Source organism: Litoreibacter ponti (assembly GCF_003054285.1).
Lineage (GTDB): Bacteria > Pseudomonadota > Alphaproteobacteria > Rhodobacterales > Rhodobacteraceae > Litoreibacter > Litoreibacter ponti.
In genome coordinates this window covers 162,451-174,603 of record NZ_QBKS01000001.1, presented here as the reverse complement: position 1 = coordinate 174,603, position 12,153 = coordinate 162,451, and the positions used below count along the sequence as shown (strand labels likewise).

Annotated in this window: 11 protein-coding genes; 5 read left to right on the top strand and 6 right to left on the bottom strand. The window is 63.7% G+C overall.

The genetic code is table 11. The features are described from left to right. The first annotated feature begins 54 nt into the window (after nt 1-54). Together C8N43_RS00920 and C8N43_RS00915 are read left to right on the top strand one after the other, a co-directional pair. Entirely contained in the window at nt 55-1,377 is a 1,323-nt protein-coding gene (locus tag C8N43_RS00920; protein ID WP_107843830.1) for a uracil-xanthine permease family protein, read from the top strand. Between the two features lie 126 nt (nt 1,378-1,503). Further along, complete coding sequence (locus C8N43_RS00915; RefSeq protein ID WP_107843829.1) at nt 1,504-2,862, top strand: phosphohexomutase domain-containing protein; 1,359 nt, start codon at nt 1,504-1,506, stop codon at nt 2,860-2,862. Nucleotides 2,863-2,922: 60 nt separating this feature from the next. Here C8N43_RS00915 and C8N43_RS00910 read toward each other — a convergent pair whose 3' ends face one another. Next, the gene (locus tag C8N43_RS00910; RefSeq protein WP_107843828.1) at nt 2,923-3,516 is read right to left on the bottom strand and encodes a L,D-transpeptidase; all 594 of its coding nucleotides are present in this window, start codon (nt 3,514-3,516) and stop codon (nt 2,923-2,925) included. A 68-nt stretch (nt 3,517-3,584) separates the two neighbouring features. Then, nucleotides 3,585-4,571: a type I glyceraldehyde-3-phosphate dehydrogenase gene (locus tag C8N43_RS00905; protein ID WP_107843827.1), complete on the bottom strand. Its 987-nt coding sequence runs from the start codon at nt 4,569-4,571 to the stop codon at nt 3,585-3,587. A 125-nt stretch (nt 4,572-4,696) separates the two neighbouring features. Between C8N43_RS00905 and C8N43_RS00900 the strand changes: the two genes are divergently transcribed. Next, nucleotides 4,697-6,091 (top strand): cytochrome ubiquinol oxidase subunit I, encoded by a 1,395-nt coding sequence (locus tag C8N43_RS00900; RefSeq protein ID WP_107843826.1) that lies wholly within the window; start codon nt 4,697-4,699, stop codon nt 6,089-6,091. Between the two features lie 8 nt (nt 6,092-6,099). After that, nucleotides 6,100-7,110: a cytochrome d ubiquinol oxidase subunit II gene (locus C8N43_RS00895; RefSeq protein WP_107843825.1), complete on the top strand. Its 1,011-nt coding sequence runs from the start codon at nt 6,100-6,102 to the stop codon at nt 7,108-7,110. 7 nt (nt 7,111-7,117) lie between these two features. Here the strand turns inward: C8N43_RS00895 and C8N43_RS00890 are convergent, their stop codons facing one another. Then, a complete protein-coding gene (locus tag C8N43_RS00890) occupies nt 7,118-7,846 on the bottom strand; it encodes a DsbA family protein (RefSeq protein WP_107843824.1) in 729 nt (242 codons plus the stop codon). 146 nt (nt 7,847-7,992) lie between these two features. On the opposite strand from C8N43_RS00890, the gene C8N43_RS00885 reads away from it, so the two are divergent. Continuing rightward, entirely contained in the window at nt 7,993-10,005 is a 2,013-nt protein-coding gene (locus C8N43_RS00885; RefSeq protein WP_107843823.1) for a protein-disulfide reductase DsbD family protein, read from the top strand. Here C8N43_RS00885 and ccmI read toward each other — a convergent pair. Genes ccmI through C8N43_RS00870 form a run of 3 tightly spaced genes read right to left on the bottom strand, consistent with a single transcriptional unit; the run spans nt 10,002 to nt 12,153 of the window. Next, complete coding sequence (ccmI, locus tag C8N43_RS00880; RefSeq protein ID WP_211308549.1) at nt 10,002-11,150, bottom strand: c-type cytochrome biogenesis protein CcmI; 1,149 nt, start codon at nt 11,148-11,150, stop codon at nt 10,002-10,004. The two genes, C8N43_RS00885 and ccmI, sit on opposite strands and share 4 nt — an antisense overlap. Beyond that, nucleotides 11,147-11,614 (bottom strand): cytochrome c-type biogenesis protein, encoded by a 468-nt coding sequence (locus C8N43_RS00875; protein ID WP_245912863.1) that lies wholly within the window; start codon nt 11,612-11,614, stop codon nt 11,147-11,149. Before C8N43_RS00875 ends, ccmI begins: the two co-directional genes overlap by 4 nt. Beyond that, nucleotides 11,611-12,153 carry a DsbE family thiol:disulfide interchange protein gene (locus C8N43_RS00870; RefSeq protein ID WP_107843822.1) on the bottom strand — a complete coding sequence of 181 codons (543 nt, stop codon included), beginning with the start codon at nt 12,151-12,153 and terminating at the stop codon, nt 11,611-11,613. Before C8N43_RS00870 ends, C8N43_RS00875 begins: the two co-directional genes overlap by 4 nt.

Sequence of the window (12,153 nt, the reverse complement as noted above, 5' to 3'; positions counted from 1 at the left end):
ACCGACCCCATGGGGATGGGGCGGATAACAAGACGTCATTACGGGGAGAGACCAATGACTGACGTAACCAACGCGGGCGCCTATTCGGACCCGAACACCACGCCCCCGCTCGGCCAGACGGTGCCGCTGGGGCTGCAACACGTGCTGGCGATGTTTGCCTCTAACGTGACACCATCGATCATCGTGGCAGGCGCGGCCGGACTGGCCTTCGGCTCTGCCGAGCAGGTCTACCTGATCCAGATGGCGATGCTGTTTGCGGGTGTGGCGACGCTGTTCCAGACCGTGGGCGTCGGCCCTGTGGGCGCGAAGCTGCCGATCATGCAAGGCACCTCCTTTGCCTTCGTGGGCGTGCTGGCGGGCGTCGCGGCGACGCAAGGTCTGGGCGTCGCGCTGACCGCCTGCATCATCGGCGGCACGGTGCACTTCCTGCTGGGCGGCGTGATCCAGCACCTGCGCTGGCTGTTCCCACCGCTGGTCACCGGGTTGGTGATCCTGGCGATCGGTCTTTACCTGATCCCTGTGGCGATCAAATACGCAGCCGGCGGCGCGGCCAAGTTCCAGATGGAGGCCGAAAGCTTCGGCTCTCTGATGCACTGGTCCGTGGCGCTGACCGTCGTCGTGGTGTCGCTGGTGGTCAAGTTCTTCACCAAGGGCTTTGTGTCCAACGCGGCCATCCTGATTGGCCTGCTCGCGGGCTACGCGCTGGCCTTTGTGCTGGGCATGGTCAATTTCGGCGCGGTGGGCAATGCTAGCTGGATCACGGCGATCCAGCCCCTGCCCTACGGGTTCGAGTTCTCGCTGGGCGCGGTTGTCGCGGTAACGCTGGTTTCCATCGTGTCGGCCATCGAGACCGTGGGCGATTGCTCTGCCACGACCAAGGCGGGCGCAGGCCGCGAGGCAACCGACCGCGAAATCGCGGGCGCGACCTACGCGGACGGGCTTGGTACCGCCGTAGCGGGTGTCTTTGGCGGACTGCCGAATACCTCGTTCAGCCAGAATGTCGGCATCGTCGGCATGACCGGCGTGATGAGCCGCCATGTGGTGACGGTCGCGGGCCTGATCATGATCATTTGCGGCCTGATCCCGAAGATCGGCGCTGTGATCGCGTCCATGCCGCTGCCGGTGCTGGGCGGCGGCGTGATCGTGATGTTCGGCATGGTGGCGGCCGCGGGCCTGAACATGCTGACGGAGGTCACCATGAACCGCCGCAACATGATCATCATCGCGGTGTCGCTGGCGGCGGGCCTTGGCCTGAACCTGGTGCCCGAGGCCGTGCAATACGTGCCGGGCGTGCTGAAAACGCTGATGACCTCTGCCGTGGCACCCACGGCGGTGATCGCGATTGCGCTGAACCTGATCCTGCCCGAAGAGGTCTGATCCCGGTTCACGGCTGATTTGGGGCCCCGGTGGCGACACCGGGGCCTTCTTTTTGGCCAGATGACACTTGGAGCCCCGCCGCCCGTGCGTTAGGCCTGCGCTCAATTCAAGCGCGAGGACGACACGATGACCACCCTGACCTGCTTCAAGAGCTACGATGTGCGCGGACGGCTCGGCGACGAGCTGAACGAAGACATCTGTTATGGGATCGGACGAGGCTTTGCGCGCTCCATTGTCCCGCGCGAGGTTGTGATCGGCTACGACATCCGCCCTACCTCTAAGGCGCTGGCGGGCCAGCTTGCCGAAGGCTTGCGGGACGAAGGGGTGGACGTGATCGACATCGGCCTGTGCGGCACCGAGGAGGTCTATTTCGCGACGTCTCATTATGCCGCCGGGGGCGGGCTGATGGTCACCGCATCGCACAACCCGATTGACTATAACGGCATCAAGATGGTGCGCGAGGGATCGCGCCCGATCTCGTCCGCCGACGGGCTGGGCGAGATACAGGCGCTGGTGGAAGCGGGCGATTTCGGCCCCGCGAAGGCGCGCGGCGCGCTGGAGCACCGCGACCCACGCGCCGACTACGCCGCGCGCGTTGCAAGCTTTGCGGATGTGTCGATGTGGCGGCCTATGAAGGTCGTGGTGAATGCCGGCAACGGCGTGGCCGGTCCCGCCTTTGATGCGATCGAGGCCGCACTGGGGGCTCCGGTGGAGTTCATCCGCCAGCATCACACGCCCGACAGCGACTTTCCTAATGGGATCCCGAACCCGCTTCTGCCTGAGAACCGCGCGCAGACTGCGGAGCGTGTGTTGGCCGAAGGGGCTGATATGGGTATCGCGTGGGACGGCGACTTTGACCGCTGTTTCTTCTTTGACGAGACCGGTGGCTTCATCGATGGCGAGTATGTCGTCGCCCTGCTGGCCGGGGCCTTTCTTGGCAAGCATCCGGGCGCGAAGATCATCCATGATCCGCGCGTGGTCTGGGCCCTGGAGGACCTTGTGGGTCGGATGGGCGGCGAGGCCGTGGCCTCGAAATCGGGGCATTCGCATATCAAGGCGAAGATGCGCGCGGAGGATGCGGTCTATGGCGGCGAGATGTCGGCCCATCATTATTTCCGCGACTTCATGTATTGCGACAGCGGCATGGTGCCGTGGCTGCTGCTGATCGAGCATATGAGTGCCACGGGCCAAAAGCTGTCCCAGATGGTGGCCGACATGCAGAAGAGCTTCCCAAGCTCAGGCGAGATCAACTTCAAGCTCGACGACAAGCAGCCCGCGATTGACGCGTTCGAGGCGACGTATGTCAGTCACGCCAACGCCGTGGACCGGCTGGATGGCGTGTCGTGCGATTATGGGGACTGGCGGGTGAACCTTCGGCAGTCCAACACAGAGCCGGTGCTGCGGCTCAATGTCGAGACCCGCGCAGATCGCGCGTTGCTGGCCGAGAAGGTCGCGGAGATCAGCGCGCTGATCAAGACGGCATGAGCGGATGGCTCACGCCGCGCAATTGAGTATTTTCGCCAAAACGAAGCAGGGGGGGCCGTGTCAGATGACGCGGACCTGTGTGCCGACGGGGCACAGACCGAACAGCTCTTCGATCTGCTCGTTGTAAAGCCCGATGCAGCCCGAGGACGAACGCCGCCCGATCTTGCGCGTGTCATGGGTGCCGTGGATCAGGTAGGCGGGCCAGCTGAGATACATCGCATGCGTGCCAAGCGGGTTTCCGGGGCCCGGCGGCATGTATGACAGCGTCGGGTCCTCCTTGATCATGTTGGCCGTGGGCGTCCAGTCAGGACCGACGCGCTTGCGCACGATCTCGGTATAGCCGCGCTTTGTCAGGTCCTCGCGCCGTGGCACGGAGGTCGCGTAGACGCGGTAGTCCGAGCCGTCGGCGTTCCAGTAGTGCAGCGCGCGCGATGTCGTGTCGGCGACGATGGTCGCGACGCCCAAGGTCTCGAAATGGTCCTGCCAGTTCTGGTAGCTGAAGCTCGACGCGTTGCGGCGCACGCCCTGCGGGGCTTGCGGGACGCCGATCTCGTCGAGCGGTGCATCGACCGTCTGGGCGCGCAAAATCGCGGGTGTGCTCAAAGCGGCAGTCGCGCTGATCAAGAAGGTGCGGCGGGTTGTTTTGGGGCTCATCGGATTGGCTGCTCCTGCTCGGGGAATTCGTTTTGAGCGGGGTAGCAGTTTGCGCCGCCTGCGCAAACTCACATCGACGTCATCCGCCGCGCCAGATCGATCATGCGGTTCGAGAAGCCCCATTCATTGTCGTACCAACCGAAGACCCGCGCCATTGTCGCGCTTTTGGTGACATGGGTTTCGGGCAATGCCATGACGATGCTTTCTGGTCGTCCACGCAGGTCTGACGAGACCAGCGGCTCGGTTGTCGTACCGAAGATCGGCGCGGGCAGCGCTGCGAGCATTTTGTTGATTTGCTTTTCGGATACAGCGCTTTGCGCCTGAAAACTCATGTCGATCGCCGAGACAGAGGCCGTGGGCACCCGGACCGAGGTCGCAAAGATGCGGCCCGCAAGGTCCGGCAACACCAGGTCGGTGAGCCGCCCGGCGGAGGTCGTCGTGGGCACCATCGAGAGCGCCGCGGCGCGCGAGCGCACCAGATCGCCACGCGGCGCATCAACGGTTGGCTGCGACCCCGTGTAGCAGTGGATTGTGGTCATATGCGCGGAGACCAGACCAAACGCCGTGTCAATCGCGCGGGCCAAGGGTGCGAGCGCGTTCGTGGTGCACGAAGCGCAGGAAATCACCTGCTGATCGCCCAGCATCTCGTCATTTGCGCCCAAAACAACCGTCTGATCGGCGGTGGGGCACGGGCCCGAAATCAACACCCGGGACGCCCCGGCGCGCAGCCCGCGAGTGGCGAATTCACGCGAGTTGGATTTGCCTGTGCATTCCAGCACCAGATCGACGCCTGACAGGTCGATCTGAGACAGGTCCGGGTTGTCCGTCAACGGATAGCGCGTACCGTCGATGGTCAGCCCGCTATCGTCGTGAGACACGGCTTTAGGAAATAGCCCGAACACACTGTCATGCTTCAACAAATAGGCGCAAAGCTCCGGCCGCGCGATGTCGTTGAGCGCAACGATCTCGAAGCCTTCCCCGGCCTCGGTCGTGGTCAGGAGCCGCAGGATAGAGCGGCCGATACGGCCCAGACCATTGATCGCTATTTTCGCCATGAATTTCTCCCCCCACCGCGTCCATCTCGCCGCATGCGCGTTGTGTCGCACATGCGCTGATATCTGCATCTAATCGCCTATCTCAGGCGTAAGTAAATGAGAAACCCGAGACGCAAGAGGCACCCATGGACACCCTGATCCTATCGCGCATCCAATTTGGGGCGAATATCTCGTTCCATATCCTGTTCCCGACGATCACCATCGCGTTGGGCTGGGTGCTGCTGTTCTTCAAGCTGCGGTTTAACGCGACCGGGGATCAGAAGTGGATGGACGCCTACATGTTCTGGGTGAAGGTGTTCGCACTGTCCTTCGCAATGGGCGTGGTGTCGGGCATCACCATGTCGTTCCAGTTTGGCACCAACTGGCCGGGCTTCATGGAAAAGGTGGGCAATATCGCGGGTCCGCTTCTGGCCTATGAGGTGATGACGGCCTTCTTCCTTGAGGCCGTGTTCCTCGGCATCATGCTGTTCGGCGCGTCCAAGGTGAAGCCATGGGTGCACACGCTGGCCACGTTCCTCGTGGCATTTGGCACCACCATGTCGACCTTCTGGATCATCGTGCTGAACTCGTGGATGCACACGCCGCAAGGCTTTGAGATGCGCGAAGGCGTGGCCCACGCGACCAGCTGGTTTGAGATCATCTTCAACCCGTCAATGCCATACCGCCTGACGCATATGCTTCTGGCCTCCGGCTTGACCGTGGCTTTCGTGATCGCGGGCATCTCGGCCCTGCGCATGCTGTGGGGAGACCACAAGGAAAGCGTAAAATCGACCCTGCGGGTTGGCGTGTTCCTCGCCGCGGGCTTGATTCCGGCGCAGATCCTCATGGGCGACTTTCATGGCCTGAACACGCTGGAATATCAGCCGCAGAAAGTGGCCGCGATGGAGGGGAACTGGGAAACCCGTGGCAATGTCCCACTGGTGCTTTTCGCGCTGCCGGACGAGGAGGCTCGCGAGAACCGGTTCGAGATCGGCATCCCGAACGGCGCATCCTTGATCCTGAAGCACAAGGCAGACGGCGTTGTGCCGGGTCTGAACGACTTTGTGGCCGAGGATGGCACCGTTAATCACCCACCGGTGGCGCCTGTCTTCTTTAGCTTCCGCATCATGGTGGGCATAGGCTTCGCGATGCTGTTTCTGAGCTGGGCGGGCGCGTATATGATCCGCCGCCGAGGCGCAGATAACCTGCCCAAGCCGATGCTCTACGCGTTCACCGCCATGACGTTTTCGGGGTGGATCGCGACGCTGGCGGGCTGGTACACGACCGAGATCGGGCGTCAGCCGTGGCTTGTTCAGGGCGTGATGACCACCAAACAGGCCGTGGCCGACGTGCCCGCGCCTATGGTTCTGAGCACCCTGATCGCATACCTCCTGATCTATGCCGCGCTGATTGTCGCTTACATTGGTGTGATTACTTACCTGGCTGCGAAATCCTCGCGCGGCGAGCCGCTGAGCTCGCGCCAGTACCCCCGACGCGGCGAGGCAGAGCCAAGCCTGCGCGCCCTTCAACCCGGAGAGTGAGCCAAGAAATGGAATTATTCGGAGACCCGGCCGTCTGGCTGCCGTTCACCTTCGCCGCCCTCATGGGGTTGTCGATCCTGATCTACGTGGTGCTCGACGGGTTTGACCTGGGCGTGGGGCTACTCATGCCCTTGTCCGACGAGGCCGAGAAAGATCGCCTTGTCGCCTCCATCGGGCCGTTTTGGGACGCGAATGAGACTTGGTTGGTCTTGGCCATTGGCTTGCTGCTGGTGGCCTTCCCGCCCGCCCATGGGGTAATTTTGACATCGCTCTACTTACCCGTGGCGATCATGCTGTTCGGTTTGATCCTGCGAGGCGTGTCGTTCGAGTTCCGGGCGAAAGCCCCGATAGCCCAGAAACGCTTTTGGAATGGCGCATTCTTCACCGGCTCTCTGATGGCGTCGCTGTCCCAAGGGTTCATGTTGGGTATGTACGTGATGGGGCTGCAATGGACGTGGATCAATGCGGGCTTTGCCACGCTAACGGCATTGTTCCTGACCGTGGGCTACAGCTTCATCGGCGCGGCGTGGTTGATCCACAAGACCGACGGCGTCTTGCAGGCGAAGGCCGTCGGTTGGGCGAAGGGCGGCATTTGGGGATTGATCCTTGGTATCGGTGCTATCTCGTTGGCGACACCGTTTGTCAGCGATCGGTTGTTCGACAAGTGGTTCTCATATCCTGCGATGCTCTACCTCGCGCCGTTGCCGATCCTGTCGGCGGCGCTGGTGGGATACATCTGGTGGAAATTGCGGCGGCTGCCCTACTACGACGACCGCTACAATTGGACGCCGTTCGCAGCGGCCTCGGCGCTGTTTGCGCTGTCCTTTGGTGGAATGGCCTACAGCTTCTACCCGTATGTCGTGCCGGAGCAGATTACGATTTACGAGGCGGCATCGGCGCCGGAGAGCTTGTTCATCATCTTGCTCGGAACGCTTTGGGTGTTGCCCGCGATCCTCGGGTACACGATCCTGAGCTACTTCATCTTCCGCGGCAAGGCGACCGAGCTGCGCTACGATTGATGCAAACTTAACCGGCCTGGTCGCGGATATCCGCGACCAGCGCTTCCATCTGTTCAATCTGGATCGCGCCGGGCACCAGCTCGTCACCGAACACGAAGGCGGGCGTTCCATTGAAGCCGAGCGCTTGGGTCAATTGCTGGCTGATTTGCAGGTGGGCCACAACCTCGGGGGCGTCCATGTCGGCGCGCAACTGATCCGTGTCCATGCCAAGATCCTTTGCGATCCGCATAACAGTCGCCTCATTGGCGCGACCTTGGTTTTCCATCAGCGCGACATGGAACTCTTCGTATTTTCCCTGTTTGCGGGATGCCAAAGATGCGCGGGCGGCGAAGACGCTTTCTTCTCCCAAGATCGGCCATTCGCGCATCACGATACGCACATTGTCATCGCCTTCGACCAGTTTCTTCACATCGCCAAAGACCCGGCGGCAATAGCCGCAATTGTAGTCAAAGAACTCGACAATGGTGACGTCGCCCTCCGGGTTGCCCATGACGGGCGCATTGGGATCACGCTCCAGCGCGTCACGGTTCGATGACAGCACGGCTTGTGCGGCGGCGGCGGCCTCTTCCTCCTGGCGGGCTTGCAGAAGCTCGATCGCTTCCATCACCACCTCTGGATTGTCACGGATGGTCTGCAGGATCAGATCGCGCAACGCCTCGTCAGAAAGGTCTTGCGCGGGGGCGGCGGTCGTCGCGGCGAGACAAAGGGCAAGCGCGGTGGTGGCGAAGCGGGTCATCGGCGGGCTCCATGGGAAAGTGTTGGCGAGAGGGTGAGTGCCGAAACGAGGATTGTCAAACACATGGGTGGCTATTTTCTTCACGAGGCGGTGACCCGCGCGGCTTGGCTCTTGCCTTCCGCCCTGTGACGCGGGACCAGTGGGGCATGAGGATCCTTGGCCTAGTTCTTTTGTGGCTGTCCGTGCTGGCAGTGCCGCTTGCCGCGGCAAGCTCGCTGGCGTTCCAGAGCGACCGCCTTACCGCGCGGCTGATCACGGCTGAAAACAGCGTAACGCCGGATGCGGGCACGATCTCGGCCGCGCTGGAGCTGGAGCTTGCACCTGGCTGGAAGACCTACTGGAAATCTCCCGGCGCGGTCGGATACGCGCCGGAGCTGGACTGGTCCGGCGCAGCGAACGTCGCCCGCGCGGACATCCTCTACCCCGCCCCGACCCGGTTCGAGGCCTTCGAGATCGAGAATTACGGCTATGCCGACGCCGTCACCTTCCCGCTACAGATCATGCTCGACGAAGCGGGTGAAACGGTGGTCTTAAGCGTCGAGGCGAATGTGCTGGTGTGCGAGGAGCTGTGTGTGCCGGAGATGTTCACCCTATCGGTGACGCTTCCCGCGGGCACGTCGGGTATCGACGCAGCGGCCGCCGAAAGGATCGCCGATGCGGCTGCCCGTGTCCCCGGCGCGCCGGAGGACGCGGGGATTACAGCCGCCTACTTCATGGATGACACGTCCTTGCAGGTCGAGGCGGTCAGCGCCACGCCCTTCACGGACCCGCATGTGTTCCCCGACCTTGGACCCAACGCGACCTTCGGGCCGCCGGAGGTCAGCCTGAGTTCCGACCGGCGTGAGGCGCTGATCCGGCTTCCTGTCCAGTCGCTGCCTGACGCCCCACCCGCGATGGAGCTGACGCTGACCGATGGCGCGCGCGCGGCCGTCATCACGCCCGCCGAAATGGCCGCGGGTCCGTTTCAGAATGTGGCCGGTCCGGGCCTGTGGTCGGTCGTGCTGATCGCCCTTCTGGGCGGGTTGATCCTGAACATCATGCCCTGCGTTTTGCCGGTGCTGGCGGTGAAATTCACCTCTGCGCTGAAGGCCGCCGACCAGTCGCCCGCGCGCATCCGGGCGGGCTTCGTCGTCTCCGCGCTTGGTGTGCTCTGCTTCATGTGGGCGCTGGCCGCGGTGCTGCTGGCGGTCCGCGCGGGGGGCGGCTCCATCGGGTGGGGGACGCAATTTCAGAACCCCGTCTTTCTGGGCGTGATGATCGCCATCATGGTGGCGTTCGCCGCGAATATGGCGGGGCTGTTCGAGATCACTTTGCCGCAGCGGCTGAACACGAAAATGGCGCAGATGGAAAGCGGGCCGGGCCTGCTGGGCGACTTTTCGACCGGCGCGTTGGCGGCGGTGTTGGCGACGCCCTGCTCTGCCCCGTTTCTTGGCACCGCCGTGACATTCGCGCTGGCAGGCAGCGCGCTTGACACATTGGTGATCTTCACCGCACTCGGGCTGGGCCTCGCCCTGCCCTATCTGCTGGTCGCGTTGCGGCCGTCGCTGGTGCAGGCCCTGCCGACGCCTGGCCCGTGGATGGTGCGGGTCCGGTGGGTGATGGCTGCATGTCTGTTGGCGACCGCGCTATGGCTCGGCTTTGTGCTGCTGGGGGTGTCTGGCGCTTTGGTTGCCGGTATTCTGGCGACGTTGCTTGTGACGGGCGTCGTTGTGTTGACGATCCCGAAGGCCAAGCGCGTGGCATTCGCCCTATTCGCTGCGGCGATCTTCGTGCCTGCGATCCTTGCTCCGGCGCCTGCCCCGGTCGCGCCAGAGCGGGCGTGGGCCGTCTTTTCAGAGCAAGCCATTGCAGAGCGCGTGGCTGCCGGGGATATCGTCTTCGTCGATATCACGGCGAGCTGGTGCCTGACCTGCAAGGCCAACAAGGCCCGGGTGCTGAACCGCGGCGCGGTGGCCGACACTCTGGCGTCAGACGGGGTGACGGCCCTGCGTGGCGACTGGACCCGGCCCGACGAGGCAATCCTGACCTACCTGCAAGACAATGGCCGCTTTGGCATCCCGTTCAACAAGGTCTACGGGCCGAGCGCGCCGCAAGGCATCGCATTGCCAGAGTTTCTGACCCAGGATGCGGTGATGGAGGCCGTGGCGCAGGCGCGCTAGCCGCCAAGTTCCCGCAAGCCCTGTTCGACTGTTTCGCGACGGGCGTCGTTTTCGGGCAGGGCGTCCGTCAACTTCTTGGCGCTTTCCAGCGCGCCGCGCGCATTGTCCCGCTCACCCAGCACCATGTAGGCGCGCGCCAGTTGCAGCCAGCCTTGCAGGTTACCGGGCTCATCTTCGAGCCGGTCCGCAAGATTGTCGACCATCGTTCGGATGAAGGCCTGCTGCTCTTCGGGGCTCATCTCTTGCGCCGCTTCAACATCCTCGGCGGAGGGTCCGCGCGGGGCCTCGAAGAAGTCACCTAAAGTCACGGGTTGCAGCGCGAAATTCGCCCCCATGCGGTTGGCTTCCTGCAGGAAGGCGGGCATCCAAGGCTGAGGGGTCTCGGCGCGCGCGACCCGGTCGAGAAGCAGCTTGCGCGCATCGAGCGTCTGGCCCGCCTGATCAAGGGCCACGGCGCGGTAATAGGTGCCCGCCGGATTGTCGGGATCCAGTTCAAGCGCGCGGGCTGTCGCGTCCTCCGCGGGCTTCGTGACGATGCCGTTTTCGGCAGAAATCAGCGCCTCGGCATATTGCGACCACGTGGCGGAGGTGGCGTCGTCGCGCTCGACAATGCGCGCAAAGGCCTGCACCGCATCCGAGAAGCGGCCCATGTTCATGTAAGTGCTTGCCAGAAGCTCCCAGCCACGGGTCTCACCGCCGCCCGGATCGTCGAGCAGGCGCGTGCGCAGCTGCGCGGTCAGCGCGCCGAGGTTTTGCTTCTCGTCCCGCTCCGCCTGCCGCTCGGCGAAGGGTTGCGATGCAATCCCGGGGGCACCGAGTTGGGTGTAGAGCGCCGCGCCTGCGACCGGGGTCAGAGCCGCGAACAGCAGCAGCAGACCCGCCCCGCCCTTGCGGGCATCCTTGCCGGAGCGCGCGCGGTCGGCGGCCAGCATCCGGCGCTGAATTTCAGTGCGCGCGGCGGCGGCTTCCTGATCGGAGATCAGGCCGCGCTCGGCGTCGCGATCAACTTCGGCCAGCTGGTCGCGAAAGATCGCAATGGCGCTGTCGGCGCGGTCGAGCGTCTCGGTCGAGCCTTTAAGGACCGGCCAAACGAAGGCCAGCGCGGTCAGAAGCGCGAGAATGGCGGCAAGGCCCCAGAAGATCATTTCGGCGGGTCCTCTTTCAACAGCTTGTCGAGGGCGTCCTGCTCTTCCGAGCTGAGCCCCGTCGTTGCGGATGCCGGCGCCCGCGGCCTGCGCGCGAGCATCACGACCACGGCCAGAATGCCAAGGAACAGGATCGCGAAAGGCCCGATCCACAGCGCATAGGTCGAGGGCTTGAAGGGCGGCTTGAACAGCACGAAATCGCCGTAGCGCAGCACGAGGAAGTCATAGACCTGCTGATTGGTGTCACCGGCCACAAGCCGCTCGCGGATCAGCACGCGCAGGTCGCGCGCGACGCCCGCGTTGGAGCTGTCGATGGGCTCGTTCTGGCACACGACGCAGCGCACATTGGCCGAGATCGCCCGGGCCCGTTCTTCGAGCGCGGGGTCATCGAGTACCTCGTCTGGCTCCACCGCCATCAGCGGTGTCGCGAGCAACAGGCACAGGATCATCAGCAGGCGCTTCACTGGCGAACCTCGTTGAGGATTTCCGTGAAGCGGCGGCGGCCGTCGCCCACCACAGGGCCAGCCATGCGGTGGCGGATGATACCGTCCTCGTCGATGATGAAGGTTTCTGGCACACCCGAGATGCCCAGCTCGATCCCCGCGCGGCCCGAATAGTCGGAGCCGACGGCGACATATGGATTGCCCAGCTCTTCGAGCCAGGCCGCGGCGGCTTCGGGCTTGTCCTTGTAGTTCAGACCGATCAGGGTCACCCCCTCTTCTTCCGCGATGCGGGTCAAGATCGGGTGCTCGGCCCGGCATGGGCCGCACCACGAGGCAAAGACGTTGAGCAGTTTGATGCCCTCGATCTCGTTCAGCTCGGCGGTCGTAAAGCCGGGGGAGCCGACGCCCTCGACCGGCTCGAGCGCCAGCTCAGGCACGGGTTGAGAGATCAGCACGGAGGGAATCGCGCCCGGGTCACGCCCGCCCGACAACCCCCAGATGGCAAAGCCGCCGATGATGATGGCCACCACCAGTGGCAGCGCGAAGAGAAGACGTCTCAT

Bases quoted from the DNA above. Each gene is read 5' to 3' on its own strand.
- C8N43_RS00920 (WP_107843830.1), top strand. From the start codon at position 55: ATGACTGACGTAACCAACGCGGGCGCCTATTCGGACCCGAACACCACG.
- C8N43_RS00915 (WP_107843829.1), top strand. From the start codon at position 1,504: ATGACCACCCTGACCTGCTTCAAGAGCTACGATGTGCGCGGACGGCTC.
- C8N43_RS00910 (WP_107843828.1), bottom strand. From the start codon at position 3,516: ATGAGCCCCAAAACAACCCGCCGCACCTTCTTGATCAGCGCGACTGCC.
- C8N43_RS00905 (WP_107843827.1), bottom strand. From the start codon at position 4,571: ATGGCGAAAATAGCGATCAATGGTCTGGGCCGTATCGGCCGCTCTATC.
- C8N43_RS00900 (WP_107843826.1), top strand. From the start codon at position 4,697: ATGGACACCCTGATCCTATCGCGCATCCAATTTGGGGCGAATATCTCG.
- C8N43_RS00895 (WP_107843825.1), top strand. From the start codon at position 6,100: ATGGAATTATTCGGAGACCCGGCCGTCTGGCTGCCGTTCACCTTCGCC.
- C8N43_RS00890 (WP_107843824.1), bottom strand. From the start codon at position 7,846: ATGACCCGCTTCGCCACCACCGCGCTTGCCCTTTGTCTCGCCGCGACG.
- C8N43_RS00885 (WP_107843823.1), top strand. From the start codon at position 7,993: ATGAGGATCCTTGGCCTAGTTCTTTTGTGGCTGTCCGTGCTGGCAGTG.
- ccmI (WP_211308549.1), bottom strand. From the start codon at position 11,150: ATGATCTTCTGGGGCCTTGCCGCCATTCTCGCGCTTCTGACCGCGCTG.
- C8N43_RS00870 (WP_107843822.1), bottom strand. From the start codon at position 12,153: ATGAGACGTCTTCTCTTCGCGCTGCCACTGGTGGTGGCCATCATCATC.